Source organism: Bacillus smithii, assembly GCF_001050115.1.
GTDB classification, from domain to species: Bacteria; Bacillota; Bacilli; order Bacillales; family DSM-4216; genus Bacillus_O; species Bacillus_O smithii.
Genome location: NZ_CP012024.1, coordinates 2115094 through 2130921 on the forward strand (window position 1 = coordinate 2115094; position 15828 = coordinate 2130921).

The 15828-nt window shown below is 42.6% G+C and carries 20 protein-coding genes and 1 pseudogene; 3 read left to right on the plus strand and 18 right to left on the minus strand.

Annotation, left to right across the window (positions count from 1 at the left end; all coding sequences use genetic code 11):
• Window positions 1-10: 10 nt before the first annotated feature.
• From BSM4216_RS09920 to BSM4216_RS09985, 15 genes and pseudogenes are all read right to left on the minus strand, one after another.
• Window positions 11-430: a stage V sporulation protein AB gene (locus BSM4216_RS09920; protein WP_003355218.1), complete on the minus strand. Its 420-nt coding sequence runs from the start codon at window positions 428-430 to the stop codon at window positions 11-13.
• Window positions 423-1043: a stage V sporulation protein AA gene (locus BSM4216_RS09925; protein WP_040341908.1), complete on the minus strand. Its 621-nt coding sequence runs from the start codon at window positions 1041-1043 to the stop codon at window positions 423-425. Before BSM4216_RS09925 ends, BSM4216_RS09920 begins: the two co-directional genes overlap by 8 nt.
• 186 nt (window positions 1044-1229) lie before the next feature.
• Entirely contained in the window at window positions 1230-1994 is a 765-nt protein-coding gene (gene sigF / locus BSM4216_RS09930; protein WP_048623615.1) for an RNA polymerase sporulation sigma factor SigF, read from the minus strand.
• A 12-nt stretch (window positions 1995-2006) separates the two neighbouring features.
• Window positions 2007-2447 (minus strand): anti-sigma F factor, encoded by a 441-nt coding sequence (spoIIAB, locus tag BSM4216_RS09935; RefSeq protein ID WP_048623616.1) that lies wholly within the window; start codon window positions 2445-2447, stop codon window positions 2007-2009.
• A 1-nt stretch (window position 2448) separates the two neighbouring features.
• The gene (gene spoIIAA / locus BSM4216_RS09940) at window positions 2449-2799 is read right to left on the minus strand and encodes an anti-sigma F factor antagonist (RefSeq protein WP_003355223.1); all 351 of its coding nucleotides are present in this window, start codon (window positions 2797-2799) and stop codon (window positions 2449-2451) included.
• A 141-nt stretch (window positions 2800-2940) separates the two neighbouring features.
• Window positions 2941-3366, minus strand: a complete 426-nt coding sequence (locus BSM4216_RS17350) for a D-alanyl-D-alanine carboxypeptidase family protein (RefSeq protein ID WP_425304158.1) — start codon at window positions 3364-3366, stop codon at window positions 2941-2943.
• A gap of 24 nt (window positions 3367-3390) precedes the next feature.
• A pseudogene (locus tag BSM4216_RS17355) lies at window positions 3391-4136 on the minus strand (D-alanyl-D-alanine carboxypeptidase family protein); the annotation flags it as partial.
• Between the two features lie 165 nt (window positions 4137-4301).
• The gene (locus tag BSM4216_RS09950) at window positions 4302-5606 is read right to left on the minus strand and encodes a pyrimidine-nucleoside phosphorylase (protein WP_048623617.1); all 1305 of its coding nucleotides are present in this window, start codon (window positions 5604-5606) and stop codon (window positions 4302-4304) included.
• Between the two features lie 133 nt (window positions 5607-5739).
• A complete protein-coding gene (gene deoB / locus BSM4216_RS09955; protein WP_255287963.1) occupies window positions 5740-6924 on the minus strand; it encodes a phosphopentomutase in 1185 nt (394 codons plus the stop codon).
• Between the two features lie 254 nt (window positions 6925-7178).
• Window positions 7179-8072: a site-specific tyrosine recombinase XerD gene (gene xerD / locus BSM4216_RS09960; protein ID WP_003355227.1), complete on the minus strand. Its 894-nt coding sequence runs from the start codon at window positions 8070-8072 to the stop codon at window positions 7179-7181.
• 6 nt (window positions 8073-8078) lie between these two features.
• A complete protein-coding gene (locus tag BSM4216_RS09965; RefSeq protein WP_003355229.1) occupies window positions 8079-8297 on the minus strand; it encodes a YqzK family protein in 219 nt (72 codons plus the stop codon).
• 142 nt (window positions 8298-8439) lie between these two features.
• Window positions 8440-8916, minus strand: coding sequence for a ferric iron uptake transcriptional regulator (gene fur / locus BSM4216_RS09970; RefSeq protein WP_003355230.1), 477 nt, complete (start codon window positions 8914-8916; stop codon window positions 8440-8442).
• Between the two features lie 225 nt (window positions 8917-9141).
• A complete protein-coding gene (locus BSM4216_RS09975) occupies window positions 9142-10509 on the minus strand; it encodes an ISLre2 family transposase (protein ID WP_003355652.1) in 1368 nt (455 codons plus the stop codon).
• Window positions 10510-10745: 236 nt separating this feature from the next.
• Window positions 10746-11381 carry a stage II sporulation protein M gene (gene spoIIM / locus BSM4216_RS09980; protein ID WP_048623618.1) on the minus strand — a complete coding sequence of 212 codons (636 nt, stop codon included), beginning with the start codon at window positions 11379-11381 and terminating at the stop codon, window positions 10746-10748.
• A 210-nt stretch (window positions 11382-11591) separates the two neighbouring features.
• Window positions 11592-12143: an NUDIX hydrolase gene (locus BSM4216_RS09985; protein WP_048623619.1), complete on the minus strand. Its 552-nt coding sequence runs from the start codon at window positions 12141-12143 to the stop codon at window positions 11592-11594.
• Between the two features lie 242 nt (window positions 12144-12385).
• Here BSM4216_RS09985 and mciZ point away from each other — a divergent pair, with 242 nt between their 5' ends.
• Both mciZ and BSM4216_RS09990 read left to right on the plus strand, forming a co-directional pair.
• Window positions 12386-12511, plus strand: coding sequence for a Z-ring formation inhibitor MciZ (gene mciZ, locus BSM4216_RS16360; RefSeq protein WP_082142307.1), 126 nt, complete (start codon window positions 12386-12388; stop codon window positions 12509-12511).
• 64 nt (window positions 12512-12575) lie between these two features.
• Entirely contained in the window at window positions 12576-13487 is a 912-nt protein-coding gene (locus tag BSM4216_RS09990) for an aldo/keto reductase (protein WP_048623620.1), read from the plus strand.
• A 179-nt stretch (window positions 13488-13666) separates the two neighbouring features.
• Here the strand turns inward: BSM4216_RS09990 and BSM4216_RS09995 are convergent, their stop codons facing one another.
• Window positions 13667-13906: a YqkE family protein gene (locus tag BSM4216_RS09995; protein WP_048624488.1), complete on the minus strand. Its 240-nt coding sequence runs from the start codon at window positions 13904-13906 to the stop codon at window positions 13667-13669.
• Between the two features lie 161 nt (window positions 13907-14067).
• On the opposite strand from BSM4216_RS09995, the gene BSM4216_RS10000 reads away from it, so the two are divergent.
• Window positions 14068-14982, plus strand: a complete 915-nt coding sequence (locus BSM4216_RS10000) for an alpha/beta hydrolase (protein WP_048623621.1) — start codon at window positions 14068-14070, stop codon at window positions 14980-14982.
• A gap of 35 nt (window positions 14983-15017) precedes the next feature.
• Here BSM4216_RS10000 and BSM4216_RS10005 read toward each other — a convergent pair whose 3' ends face one another.
• Together BSM4216_RS10005 and BSM4216_RS10010 are read right to left on the minus strand one after the other, a co-directional pair.
• Window positions 15018-15347 (minus strand): iron-sulfur cluster biosynthesis family protein, encoded by a 330-nt coding sequence (locus BSM4216_RS10005; protein WP_048623622.1) that lies wholly within the window; start codon window positions 15345-15347, stop codon window positions 15018-15020.
• A 147-nt stretch (window positions 15348-15494) separates the two neighbouring features.
• Entirely contained in the window at window positions 15495-15818 is a 324-nt protein-coding gene (locus tag BSM4216_RS10010; RefSeq protein WP_048623623.1) for a YolD-like family protein, read from the minus strand.
• Window positions 15819-15828: the final 10 nt, after the last annotated feature.

The window sequence follows — 15828 nt, forward strand, 5'->3', positions numbered from 1 at the left end:
TTTTTTATCGCTATAGCCGGGCAAAATACATCCAATGAAACAGCGATCCGGCCACTTTTCCTATCACGATCGCCATTAATAGCCATACGATTTGATCATCAACGCCTATTCTTTTCGCTAAAATCGGCAACACGTTCGTGACTTCTGTCAGCGCAGCCGCAAGCATTCCAATAAAAATCCCGTACATAAGCCCAATTGGAATCAAAAACGCCGGAAAAAAAGAATATGTCACTTTCCATAAACTGATCAAACATCCGAACAATGCTCCAAGCACGATCGCCCATTCATAATAGCTAATCTTATTGACGGTTTTCGTCAGCTGAGTAAGACGCGGCACAATTCCCAGCACACTTAGAAAAGCGACGAATCCTCCTCCGACAGATAAGCCACCAGCAAGCCCGACAAAGGCTGCTATCGCCTCTTTAATCATCTTTCAGTTCCTTCATGCTTTCTTTGTTTTCATGTACAATCATGTATTGGTCTAAATCTTGCTGGTAATTGAACATTTCGACTTCCAAAGGGCTCGGTTCTTCGTTAATCCGTTTTTGAAAGACATGATTGAAGAATAAAATCATTCCCACACCTAAACCAAGCGAGTACGGAATTTGGAAAATCAGCGGATTTTGATCCTCTTTTCCCGTGATAATTCGATACAGCTCCCTATGAACTTTTCCCATGCTCACATCTTCATGAAAGTTCATAATGGTAAAAGCCGCTCCGATAAATAACAGCAGCCAGACGCTGATAAACAAGAGCGGGGAAGCTTTCTTTTTCTTATAAATCACTTCTACAATCGTCTGAGCCGGCCCGATGGTCTGAACATCTGCCTGTGGAAATACTTTCAAAACTTGATCAATTACCTTGATGACATCGATAATAATAAAATTTTTATCCTCTTTTCTAATCTGATAAATGGGCAAGTTTTGCAAAGTGTTCAAATACGGTTCTGGAGCAATAATTTGAGCAAGATCTTTTAATAATAGTTTTTGCAACTCGGGACATTGTAGCTTGTTTCTCATCCGAATGTAGATTGTTTTTTCCATAGTTTTACCACTTCCTGAGCGATCAGTTTGTTTCTGTTCATAGTATGGGCCGTTTTGGTTATTTTTTTCAATCCAATAACTGTCAGTCATCCTAAACATATGGTATCCATCCATTGGCAAAAGCCCATGGAATTTGATGCAAGATAGGAAATCAACCATTTTGAACAAAAAAAAGCACATGAATCGTTATGATTGATTCATGTGCGTTCTCATTTGAATTAAAATCTTTTTCTCAAGCCTTGACACTTGCACTTGAGATATTCCCAGCCTTTCAGCCACTTCAGATTGCGTCTGATCTTTATAATAGCGCAAATAGACAATCAGCCTTTCCCGTTCATCCAATTCACGGATCGCCTCTTTTAGCGCCATTTTATCAAACCATTGCTCATCATTTTGATCGGCGATTTGATCCAGCAAGGTAATAGGATCACCGTCATTTTCATACACTGTTTCATGAATAGAGGTAGGCATTTTGCTAGCTTCTTGCGCCATAATGATTTCTTCCGGCGAAAGATCTAATTGCGCTGCCAATTCGTTGATTGTAGGAGCCCGCCCCAAACGTTTCGTTAATTCATCCTTTGCTTTGCGTACTCTGTTTCCCATTTCTTTCAAGGAACGGCTCACTTTTACTGTACCGTCATCTCTTATAAACCTTTGTATTTCCCCGATGATCATGGGGACCGCATAAGTCGAAAACTTCACATCGTATGTCAAATCAAATTTATCTACAGATTTTAATAATCCGATACAGCCAATTTGAAACAAATCATCCGGTTCATATCCCCTGTTTAAAAAACGCTGTACAACAGACCAGACTAGCCGCATATTTTTTTGGACAAGGAGCTCTCTTGCCTCTTGATTGCCTTGCTGGCTCTTTTGGATCAAATCTTTCACTTCATGATCTTTTAAGATGGATGGTTTACCTTTATCCTTTTTCAATTCCACGTCCATAGGCACGACTCCTTAGTTACACAATGCTTTACTGTTGGCGATGTGTTTGGTCAATCGAATCGTGGTGCCTTTTCCAGGTTGTGAGATCACTTCGACTTCATCCATAAAATTTTCCATAATCGTAAAGCCCATGCCTGAGCGTTCCAATTCAGGCTTTGTTGTAAACAAAGGTTGGCGAGCTTCTTCGATATTGGCTATCCCAATCCCTTCGTCCCGTATGACCATGTCGACGACGCCATCTTCAATGGCGACAGAAATATAGATGATTCCTGCAGGATTGTTTTCATATCCATGAATGATGGCATTCGTCACAGCTTCTGACACGACCGTTTTGATTTCCGTCAATTCATCCATCGTCGGATCCAGCTGTGCAATAAAAGCAGCCACCGTCACTCGAGCAAATGATTCATTTTCGCTAATAGCACTAAATTGCAAACTCATTTCATTTCGCATTCTACGCTACCCCCAATCTTACCAAAGCGCCTGTCTCTGATTGTTCCAATCGAATGATTTTGAACAGTCCCGACATTTCAAACAGCCGCTTGACAGATGGAGATATGGCGCAAACGACCATCTCACCATGTTTTTGCTGAATTTGCTTATATCTGCCTAATATGACACCGAGTCCGGAGCTGTCCATAAAGGACAAATGCTCCAAATTCAAAACAATATGACGAATATCGTATGCTTCGATGGTTTCTGACGCCTGTTTTCTCAATGATTCAGCCGTGTGGTGGTCCAATTCGCCGCTTAATCGAATGCAGAGCACATCCGTTTTCACTTCCATATCAATCGCAAGACTCACAGCGTTTTCCTCCTTTAATCCTTTGCTAGTGAGTCAATTCGACTTATGAATCATGGAATCCTTCTCCATGACAAAAATAGTATCTATTCGCCAGAACCAGTGGATTTTATACAAAAACCTCCATCTTCTAAATCAAAGGTTCTATTCCTCTGCCTTTGTGAATAAGTTAAACGCTTTCTTGTAATATTGCCACCAGCCGGCTTTTGCTACATTCTCTTCGCTGATCAACGGCGTTTTGGACAAAATTTTTCCATCTTTTTTCAAAACGAGTTCACCAATTTTGTCGCCTTTATGAACAGGTGCCTTTATATCTTTTTTCAGATGTATATCCCTCTGCAGCTTATTCAATGCCTCGCCTTTTTTAATAAGAACCGAGACGCTTTCAGCCGTTTTGGCGTCAATTTTGGATTTTTTACCTTTGGAAATTTTGACTTGCCCCAACGTTTCTCCCTGTCCGTAAATCGGGGAAGTTTCATAGCGCGCAAAGGCATAATCCAGCATTTTGGAAATTTGTGTATTTCTTGATTTTGGAGTAGGTGCACCAAATACGACTGCGATGACACGCATATTATTTTTTTTCGCTGTAGCAGTTAAACAGTATTTCGCATCGTTCGTAAAACCGGTTTTCAAACCGTCTACTCCCGGATAATGTTTGACTAGCTTATTCGTATTGACGAGCCAAAATTTTTTATCGGTGTTTTCACGGAGATAGGATTCATAAAGCCCAGTATATTTTGTAATTTGTGGGTACTTTAACAGCTCTTTTGCCATCAAAGCCATATCGTAAGCAGAACTGTAATGGCCTTTTGCCGGAAGCCCAGTCGGATTTTGAAACTTGGTATCTTTCAATCCCAACTCCTTGGCTTTTTTGTTCATCATTTTCACAAATTCTTCTTCGCTCCCCGCAATATGCTCTGCCATTGCAATAGAGGCATCATTTGCAGATCCCACCGCGATGGCCTTTAGCATTTCTTTCACCGTCATCTCTTCACCAGGCTCCAAGAAGACTTGTGACCCCCCATGGAAGCCGCTTTTTCGCTTGCTCTTACTTTATCATTCCAATGAAGGCGCCCTTCTTGTATAGCTTCCATAATGAGAATCATCGTCATAATTTTGGTCATAGATGCCGGAGGAAGCCGTTCATGGCTGTTTTTGTCATAAAGAACCGCTCCTGTATCTCTTTCAATTAAAACAGCGGATTTCGCTTCATCAGCAAGTTCCGATTTTGATCCATCCTTTTGCTTTTCTTCTGCAAAAGCAAGTGATGACATAGATGATATCCATAGGAACAAAGCCGCGAAGACGATCAAGAATCGTTTCATTTTTCTACCCTCCATTTGTTTTGTAAGCTATCTAAACCCATCTTTTCCAGTTTCATAAAATTTATGCAAAGTTTTCCTGAAATAAATAAAAAGAAAAGACCGACCTCTCCGCATCCCAGACAGATCTGTCTATTGAGGAATTGGGAGAAGCCAGCCTCATAAAAGCGATGCTAGCCGTTTTTATTTTGAAATGACTTCGTATATTAACGTCGGTGCCGTCACTTTTTCTTTGGAAATCTTGATGCTTTCATATAACTTTTCTTTTACATCTTCAACATCTTCGCGATTGCTGTATATGGTGACGATCGATTCGCCTTTTTTGACTTCGTCGCCGATTTTTTTCTTCAGTACAAGACCCACTGCCAGATCGATTGTCGATTCTTTTGTGGCTCTTCCTGCCCCCAGCCACATTGCTGCCGTTCCAATGCTGTCCGCTTCCATCTCTGCTATATAACCGTCTTCCTTAGCAGGCAAGTCGATTTGGTACTTTGCCTGCGGCAGTTTATTCGGTTGATCCACTACAGAAGCATCGCCTCCTTGGGCAGCCAAGAAAGTTCTGAACGTTTGCAATGCTGATCCATTTTGAATGGATGTAAGCAGTTTCTCACGCGCTTCTTCCAGCGTATTTGCTTGTTCTGCCAGCAAGACCATGTAACTGCCTAAAGTTAAACAAAGTTCGGTTAAATCTTTCGGTCCTTCCCCTTTTAATGTATCCATCGCCTCTTTTACTTCCAATGCGTTGCCGATCGCATAGCCAAGGGGCTGACTCATATCCGAAATGATGGCCATCGTCTTACGTCCAACTTGATTGCCGATGCGAACCATCGCTTCCGCAAGCTGACGCGCCTCTTCCCTTGTTTTCATAAAGGCACCCGCCCCGGTTTTGACATCCAGTACAATGGCATCGGCACCTGCGGCGATTTTTTTGCTCATAATGGAACTGGCTATCAGCGGGATACTGTCTACCGTAGCCGTTACATCTCGGAGAGCATATAATTTTTTATCTGCAGGCGTTAAGTTCCCGCTTTGCCCAATAACAGCCAATTTATTTCGGTTTACGAGTTCTATAAATTCTTGATTGTCAATTTCTACGTGAAAACCTGGTACAGACTCTAGTTTATCAATGGTGCCGCCGGTGTGGCCCAAACCGCGCCCACTCATTTTAGCAACCGGTACGCCAACCGAAGCCACAAGCGGTCCAAGTACAAGCGTCGTCGTATCGCCCACTCCTCCAGTAGAGTGTTTATCGACCTTGATTCCGTGAATCGCCGATAAATCGATTTGATCACCGGAACGCACCATCGCCATCGTCAAATCTGCACGCTCTCTTTCTGTCATTCCCTGAAAAAATATGGCCATTAACAACGAGCTTACTTGATAATCCGGAATTTCTCCTTTTGTATAGCCGTTAATAAAAAATTGAATTTCTTCTGTAGTAAGCTCATTTCCGTTTCTCTTTTTTTCAATAATATCTACCATTCTCATCTGTTCTCACCGCTTTTGAAAGATTTCAATGTTATTTTATACTTCGTTCCATCCATCGCTTTTTCATGCTTTTCCTGATGAAATTGCCGTACAATACCCTTTCATGAGGGCAGAACCATTTGATCCTGTTCATTCATTTTAAATAGGGTAAAAAGCTTTCCCCATGCTCCGGCATACGGACTTGGAAATTATCCGCCACAGTTGCCCCGACGTCTGCGAACGTTTTTCTGATCGGCAGCTCGTTTCCTCCATGAAAACGTTTGGAGTAAACGAGCAACGGCACAAATTCGCGTGTATGATCCGTTCCGTGGTGAATTGGATCATTGCCGTGGTCCGCTGTGATAATCAACAAGTCTTCATCCGTCATTTTGTCGAATACTTCAGGCAATCTGGCATCAAATTCTTCAAGTGCTTTCCCGTATCCGATCGGATCCCTGCGATGACCGTATAAAGCATCAAAGTCTACCAAGTTGATAAAACTCAAACCGGTAAAATCTTGATCAAAGACCGAAATGAATTTATCCATTCCATCCATATTGGATTTGGTCCGAATGGCTTCGGTCACCCCTTCGCCATTATAAATATCAGAAATTTTCCCAATCGCGATGACATCGAAGCCGCTGTCTTTCAATTCATTCATAACAGTACGGCCAAATGGCTTTAACGCATAGTCATGGCGATTGGACGTTCTAGTAAAATGGCCCGGTTCACCGATGAATGGGCGTGCAATCACCCGTCCCACTTTATATTTTTCATCTAACGTCAACTCTCGGGCAATTTCGCAAATTTTATATAACTCATCCAACGGTACAATCTCTTCATGGGCGGCAATTTGTAAAACCGGATCTGCAGACGTATAAACAATCAAAGCCCCGGTTTCCATATGTTCTTTTCCCAGTTCTTCTATAATGGCCGTACCGCTAGCCGGTTTGTTTCCAATCACTTTCCGACCTGTTTTTTCTTCCAATTGGCGAATTAATTCCTCGGGAAATCCATTCGGAAATACCTTAAAAGGCTTGTCAACTTGGAGCCCCATGATTTCCCAATGCCCTGTCATCGTATCTTTTCCTTTTGATGCTTCTTGCATCTTTGTATAATAAGCCAGCGGTTTTTCTGCTTTTGGAATTCCTTTTAACGGTCTTATATTACTTAAGCCCAACTTCGCCATATTCGGCATGTTCAAGCCATTCATACGCTCTGCGATGTGTCCAAGCGTATCTGCGCCTTTATCGTTAAATTTTTCAGCATCGGGAGCTTCCCCTATTCCTACAGAATCCATCACGATTAAATGAACACGTTTATATGTACCTTTTTCCACCTGTACAACCTCCTTATCCATCGATGTCATGACTTGATCGAAAACCGGTCGATCAGGTTTCCACCCGCTTTAATCAATCGATTTCGGATCAAGAGCCCCCTTTTTAAAACGATTTCATTTCTTTATCCAGCAGTTTCTTCCTCATTTTCATAAAGACCGGCTTCCTCGGTTTCTCTTCATTGCCACCAAGTCTACTTACATTTTAACCTATGCCCGTTTTCAAAAACAACTTGTAATGGAGGTTGACCGGTTATTTACGCTCTCGGATGGAATTTGGAATACACTTCCCGCAAACGCGTTTTGGTGACATGGGTATAGATTTGAGTAGTGGAAATATCCGCATGCCCCAGCATTTCCTGTACAGCTCTTAAATCGGCTCCGTTTTCCAGCAAATGAGTGGCAAAAGAGTGCCTTAGCGTATGGGGGGTTAATTCTTTTTCAATATTCGCTTTTTTGGCCAGACCTTTTAAAATTTTCCAAAACCCTTGCCTTGTCAGCCTGTTTCCATGATGATTCAAAAATAAGGCATCTGTCCGATATTTTTTTGATTGCATATTCGGACGGCCGTATTGCAAATATTGATCCAGTACATGAAGAGCCGTTTTTCCGACCGGAATAATTCTTTCTTTATTTCCCTTTCCAATGCAGCGCAAAAATCCCATTGTGAGATGAAGGTCGTCTAAATTCAAATTTACCAGCTCGCTCACGCGTATCCCGGTAGCATAAAGCAGCTCCAGCATGGCCGCGTCTCTCAATCCCGAGGGCTTAGATCTATCCGGAGCCTCTAGAAGCGCCTCTACTTCTGACAATGTCAGCACTTTCGGCAGGGAACGTTCAAGATGAGGGGATTCTATATGAACAGAAGGATCTTGATCCGCCATTTTTTCTCTTAATAAAAATTGATGAAAGGAGCGAAGAGAAGCAACATGCCTTGCCAATGTTTTGGCGGATTTCCCTTCTTTTCTCAAGTGGTTAAGAAATTGAATGATATGAATTCTAGTGATCTGATTCACATCGGTGATTTGCTCCACCGTTTGCAAGTAATGCAAATAGCTTTTCAAATCCCGTTCATAAGAAACGATTGTGTTTTTGGCCAATCCTTTTTCCACAATTAAAAAGTGAAGAAAATCTTGTAAATAGTCATTCACAGCCCATTACTCCCCATCATGATAAAAAAGTAGCAATCGATCTTGCCAATGAACATGATTATCTTCCACGGATTGAAAAACTTTGACCGCGGAACCTTTTGGCTTTTCGTATCGATGATTCGTTTGATACTCTTGACTTATCCATATAATACCATAGTAAAAGAAAATCGTGCATCCTGTAAAAAGTAGAAACACTTTAATTGTCTGCCAAATCGTTCGAAACATTCACATGCCTCCCGGACCATAGCTTGTCTCGCCAAAAAACAAATCGTTTTTATTACAGGCTATGACGATTTTACGGAGGTTTATACATCATTCTTGAAATTTTATGGAGAAAATAAAAAAACCTTCCAAATAATGAAGGTTTTTAGTTGGCATGCTGTTTTTCACGATTTTCTTTTTCCGCTTTTTCTTGGCAACGATGGCAAATGCCGTGAAAAGTAAGCCTATGGTCTTTAATCTTAAATTTCCAGCGTTTTTCAACGATCGCTTCTACTTCTTCCAGTAAATCTTCTTGGATTTCATCCACTGCTCCACATTCAATACAGACAAGGTGATGATGGAAATGGGCTGCCCCTTCTTGCCGAAGATCGTATCGGGAGACGCCATCGCCAAAATTGATTTTGTCTACCACTTTTAATTCCGTTAAAAGTTCCAGCGTTCGGTAAACAGTCGCAAGCCCTATTTCTGGTGATTTTTCTTTCACTAGGAGGTAAACATCTTCAGCGCTTAAATGGTCGGCTTCATTTTCCAATAGCACCCGAACCGTCGCTTCCCGCTGTGGTGTTAGTTTATAACTTGCGGAATGTAATTGTTTTTTGATTCGTTCAATTCGGCTTTCCATTTATGTTTTCCCTCCCTAGCCGATGTCTTTCTTATTATAACAAAAAGGGAGGAATAAGCAAAATAAAATCATTTTCATGAGTCAGTCAAGACTTTGTGGGAATTTTTTTGGTTCGCTGAAAATAGATGTAAGTCATAGGTTAGCGAACCATTTTTTTGAATTTCATCCGTAAGCGCTTTCGGACTCTCATCCCTTGCCATGACAGACGAATATGTATACCTTTTTTTACCATCCCTTGAATTCAGACAGGGCATGATAGATCGGAGTCCCGGACGATTGCTGTAAATATGGCACGTTATTCCGCGTTACCTCTGGAAGAAGACGGCGGATGCGTTGTTTCGCCTTGTTCACGATCGTCTGTTTGGTAGATGCCGTTTCCTCCGCCGGATGCGACGATTCTTCTCCTAAACGATGTCCGAAAAGACGAATCCCATCCATCCGGGCAATCATTGCCTTGAAAAACGCCCTGAGTCCCTTGTCTGTCCAACTGCGGCGGTATTTCACCCGATACGCCAGCTGGCTCATCACGCTTTCAGCCCTCCCCATCGGATACATGCCCGTTGTGTCCACTCCTTGCTCCTTCAGCCATTCCCGGTAATCACGGATGCATCCCGGCATCGATTCGATCCGGTGGATCAAGGCAGCCAGCTGTTGTTCTTTCGCTTCGTCCCCCAGCGTGCCGAGGGCGCTGTTCAGTTCCACAAGCAGCTTCTCTTCATCCTGCTTCGCCAGCTTTTGCCGAATCGCCTGCCACCGTGGATGGCCCGAGAGGCATTGGCGCAACTCACGCGCCACGTGGAATCGATCCAATTGGAAGCAGACCCGTCCTTTGAAATACTCCCGGCACGCGGTAATCCATGGAGCGCCGTCCCCGTTGATGACAAGAAGATCCCGACACGGATCATAGGCATATTCGTTCATCAAAAATTCCTCGAAGCCTTCCCACACCTCCCCCTTGCCTTCATGGACGTAATGGCGCTGATTCACGAATTCGATCCGTGAGCCGTTGCGCTTCCATCCTTCGTGAACGGTCAGGATTTTGTCTTCCTTGGCCCGTTTTCCCTTCCCTTGGAGAGAGACAAACAGTCCATCGGCCTCCACAAACAGCACCCGTCCATATCGCTGGTCAACCGGGCAGTGCAGCGGAACTTCAGCCTCGAGCACCAACTGGCGGATCGTCTCATGGCTCATCACCGGATACCCGACCATCTGGGCAAGCGTATGAGCCGCTTTGCGATAGGAAGAGCACTCCACAGCCAATCCCATCGCCGTTTCTTCTAGACAAGGGCTGATTGACTGCGATCCATCAAACGCTAAAAAGGAATCAAGCAAAAACGTGTAACGGTTTTGTTCTCGGTCTAAATAGTAGTTTCGCTCAAAGGTAACTTCGCCAAACAAGGTTTGAATCGTGGTGCGTCGTTTGTCTTTCAAGTGGTACCGGCGCTTGTCCCGGGTTTCCGCCAATTGTCGGTCGATGTCCTCCAACAGAGCCGTAAACAGCTCGGTGAAGGCGTTTTGCAAGGCTCGAAACAAATCAAGTTCGATCTCTTTCCATGTCAACGAATTTGTGGTAAGATGTTGTTGAATATTCATGGGACTCTCTCCTCCTGTTTGATGGTGTGAACAATGATCATCTTACCAGGGAGAGAGTCCTTTTTTCATGTTTCCTGCTTGGGATCCTACCGCACTTTGCTTGGTGGCCCCGATGAGGGGGATTGCGAACCTACGTTCCCAACCCCCTCATCGGGGAATTCTAAGAATTTCTCCCACAAACATTTTACTCACACCATTTTCATTTGATAGCAAAAGATATTCTTTTTTAATAATCATTATTTTAATACCATTTTCATTAAGCTAGGCGATAAGTAAGCTTCGACACTTGCCGCGATGGTCACGATCCCAACCGCAATGATAAAATAGATCACATATCGCGAAAACATCGGCAAAATAGGAAAATGCCCTGACTGATGGACGAAGATTTTTTTGATCAATTGCAAAGAAAACGCGACAGCGGATGCCGCTATTAAAATAAAAGCGGGTATGATAAACAAATTTTGAGGAAGCACCGCCGCAATACTAACTAAGAATCCCTTCCAGCCCATCTGATTCACTAAGAAACCGACGGAAAAGCCGACGACAATTCCTTTCATAAACAAGAATATAAAAATCAACGGCAAGCCGATAATGGAAATGCCAAGCACCCATATAAGCCCTAAATATTTTAAATTATGCCAAAAACTTTGCTGAAAAAGGTCTTCGCTCGCAGCGATATTTCCTTTGGAAACTTGTCCAAAAAACCGCTGCAAATAATAAAACAAATCTTCTTTTTGGACGTACGAAAGGCTGTTGACAATCACCGCGCCAAATACGATCCCCATCAGAAAAAGCGTCATGATAAACAAATAAATTGAGGAATTGGCTTGTACATGTTGAACGATAGAATGGGACGTGGTCTTTTTCTGCATATGTTTTCCTCCTAAATTTAGTTACTACACTGTATGCTGTCCCATTCTGTTTTATACCCCAAAAGCGTCCTGAGTCATCAGAAGCTAAAAAACGTCCGACGACGTCCATATCTTTAAGAAAAAGTTTAAAAAGAAGCTCACCTAACTTTCGGCCAGCTTCTCGATGGTGTTTGCTTTTTTATTATTTCTTTTGGAAGATTCGCGATAGGTTCAGAGACGATGGCCTTTTTTTAATTTCAAATACTGTATCGCATAAACCGTTTTCGCATCTGCTATTTTGTTTTCTTTTATATATTGTTCTGCTTCCTCCAAAGTCATTTCCATCAATTCCACAAATTCATCTTCATCAGCGGCTTTGGCATTCTCTTTTTTGCTTAATCCTTCTGCCAAATACAGATGAACGATTTCATTTGCAAATCCCGGTGACGTGTAGAATGAAATAATATGGGTTAATTTTTCGCATACATAGCCGGTCTCTTCTTCCAATTCCCGGTGAGCAGTTTGTTCCGGGTCTTCCCCCGGTTCCAGTTTTCCCGCCGGAATTTCCACAAGCGTCCGTTCCAACGGCTTTCGGTATTGTTCCACCATCACAATCTTTCCATCTTGTGTAATAGGAAGGATGGCTACGGCTCCGGGATGCTTGACAATTTCCCGCTTCGATCGTTTTCCATCCGGCAGTTCCACTTCGTCTACTTGAACTTTAATAATCTTTCCTTCAAAAATGGGTTCCGTTGACAATGTTTTTTCTTCCAAACGCGACATTTTCACCACTCCTCTTTTCATGGACCCCTTTGTTCTATTCTGCTTTTCCCATCATAAAGTGTACCATAAAGCGATTACCGATCTGTGGTGTTTTCTTGATATCGGCTAAAAATCGGAAACTTTCCAAAATGACATCACTATGGAAACAAACACATTTCTCTAAATAAACAAAAACGGTGTGGAGGATTTGGCTGCTGCTGTTCCACATTTTGCGGAAATAAGCGGTACCGGGAGGATAGAAAATGAGAGTGTACATAGGAGAAGAAAGACTCATACTGACAGGAAAAGCGCGGGAAATTTGCTCTATGCTAAAACAATACGCCAAACATCATATATGGGTAACAGAATTGCTGAAAAAGCGACTCTAAAAAGAACATTGTCTTCTCTTTTCTCGATTCGATATTATAAAAGAAAAAGGTGGTGTTATATACCATGGAAAAAAGACAGCTGGGCCGTTCCGCTCTTATGGTCAGCAAATTAGGGCTGGGATGCATGTCTTTAGGCACCGATGCAAAACAAGCAAGAACGATTATAGAAGCAGCTCTTGATGAAGGAGTCAATTATTTTGACACGGCCGATTTATATGATTACGGCGAAAACGAAAAAATAGTCGGACAAACGTTAAAAAGTGTGCGAGATCAAGTGATCATCGCAACAAAAGTGGGAAACCGCTGGAATGATAAAAAAGACAGCTGGCATTGGGACCCCAGCAAATCTTATATAAAAGAAGCAGTGAAAGACAGCCTTCGCCGTTTAGGCACCGATTATATCGACCTTTATCAATTGCACGGAGGAACGATCGACGATCCGATAGAAGAGACCATTGAAGCTTTTGAGGAGCTGAAAGCAGAAGGAATCATCCGGCATTACGGCATTTCCTCCATCCGTCCGAATGTGATTCGCGCATACGTCAAACACTCTGACATTGTCAGCGTCATGATGCAATACAATCTTTTAGACCGGAGACCGGAAGAAGAAGCTCTTCCGCTTCTGCACGAACATCAAATCAGCGTCGTCACGCGCGGCCCTGTTGCCAAAGGACTGCTGAGCACACGCTGGCGCGAAAAAGCAGATGACTCCGGATACTTAAATTATTCCTATCCGGAATTGAAAAACCTCCTATCGTCAATCGAAGACTATTTTCAAAACACTCGGACTCTAACGGAGGTTGCTCTTCAATTCAACTTATCCCATCCCGCAGTGGCTGCTGTCGTTGTCGGAGCCAGCTCTGTTGAACAACTGAAAGAAAATGTTCGGGCTGTTAATCGTCCGCCGCTTTCTGAAGAAGAATACTCTTTCTTAAAAAAGATGACCAAAACTGACCTGTACGAACAGCACCGCTAAACCTCAAGGGGAGGCGTGGAAGATTTTTGCGCGGCCTCTCTTTAATCCCTTTCAATATCCTGATTTGATTCATGTTATGTACTTTTCAGCAAGAAAGGAAGCAACGGCCAATCTCGCAGATTCCCGCTTCCTTTCCGTTGAGGAATGATCGGCCTGCCAGCCGTGTGCAGGCAGGAATTTTATTTAAAATTCTTCCAATCTAATCGGCTTTCATTCAGCAATTCTTCAAAACTTTTATTTTTTTCTCTTCTTTTTCTTTCTTCGCGCTTTTTTTCTACTTCTGCTTTTTTCTTCATTTCTTCCTGCTTTTCAAGTTCTTTTTGCGTCATCTTTAGCTGCTTTAATATTTCTTCATTGAGAGCGTCTTTTAATGTTAGCTGGGATTCTTGATCGACTTTCTTTTCCTTTGCCTTTCTCATGACGAACTTCCTTTCTTCTGTTCTTTCTTTCATCATACCGAATTCGGCTTTCAAACAAAAGATTTTCACTTTGCTATATCGATTTTCTTTCCCCGACAGCATCACTTCCGGCAGTGCAGGGAATCTGCTATACTTAGTTCAACCTTAGGGAGGGATGAAAAATGAAGAAATGGAAATCGGGATTAACTGCTTGTTTGGCTGCGGCTGCAGGTGTTGGATATTATTTTTCCAATCGCCTTTTATACATAAAGAAAAAGGATGATCCGTTCATTTTAAAACGGGAAATGGATGCAAAACAGTTTCACCCTGAGGAATTTAATCGGCTGCCAAAAGAAGAGTTTTGGATTTCGTCGCCATTTGGTTATTCGTTAAAAGCAGTCTTGATCCGCCCGTATCCTCATAAAAAATTTATGATCTTTTGCCACGGTGTGACAGAAAATAAAATCAGTTCAATCAAATATTTGAATTTATTTTTAAAACTTGGTTTCAACGGCATGATTTACGACCACCGCCGCCATGGAGAATCGGGCGGCAAAACGACTAGCTATGGATTTTATGAAAAGCATGATTTAAAAGCCGTAGTAGATGAGCTGATCAAGCGGGAAGGCGACGGCGTCTATTTCGGGATCCACGGCGAATCGATGGGCGCCGCGACCGCGCTTTTATACGCAGGCGAGATTGAAGACCGCGCCGATTTTTATATCGCTGACTGCCCTTTCTCTGATTTTCGCAAACAAATCGCCCGCCAAATGAAACAAGAATTAGGATTTGCCCCTAAGCCCCTTGTTCAACTTGCGGAATGGTTGGTATTATGGCGGGATGGTTTTTCTTTAAAATCGATTTCTCCCCTTGCCGCGGTCAGTGCTATTCGCCATCCGGTCTTATTTATCCATAGCGAAGAAGACGATTATATTCTTCCGGATATGTCAAAAGAATTATATGAACGGAAAAAAGGGCCTAAAAAATTGTATTTGGCTAAAAAAGGAGCCCACGCCCGTTCCTATCTCGAAAATCCGGAAGAATATGAAAATGTGGTCCGGGAGTTTTTGCACGATACTGTCGGCCTCCCGCTTTAACTCTTTCATCTTGACTGCAAGACCCTCTTTTCCCGTTAATCTCGACCTGTCTTATCCACAAACGTCATCCAACCATTTAAAATCTCGTTCGCACTTTTTAATTGAAATGTGCCGTTTGGATTCCAATCAAGCGTTAAGCAATCATCAAAAAAGAGTTTTTTGGATTTTTCCACTAAAATAGGATATTTATTGGTTTCGACTACTTCATCTTCTTGATTCTTGGAATCGACCAGCCATAAAACGGGCACACCGTCGACAGAGCAGCCGCATCCTTCTGTGTCATAATGCAATTTGATGTAACTGGATGGTGTTTTCATTTTTTGTTTTAAAGCTTCTGCAGCTTTTTCCGTTATGGTGATGTTCATCGTTTTTTCCCCTTTCTTTCAAGTGGAGGCGTGCTCCCGTTTCGGATCCATTCAACCTCCGCTTTCAACTCATTTGCAAAATGATCTTTCACGAAAATCCATAACCGTTTTCTGCTGAAAGAGCATTTGGATGGAGGACTTCTCTTATCAGTATATATCAATAATCGTATTGAGTGGGATAGAGTGAACTTTTCCGATGTGATCTGCCAAATGAAGGGTTTGTTCCTGTTCGTTGCAGGAATGGATTATACCGGTTATTTGTTGATAGCGGCGGTGAGAGTAATAGGTGATCGTAACAGTATGATGAAATTCCATCGCTTCAAGCAGCGCCTCGTTTAAAAATTCAAGCTGCTGCTCATCCAGTTCTTTCTGCGGTTCCGCTTGATCTTCTTTTACCCATTGGCGCAGCATTTCCACATGTTCAGGAAGCATCATGGATGTCCATTTTATATTTCCTCTGTCCTTGATCATGACAACCCCT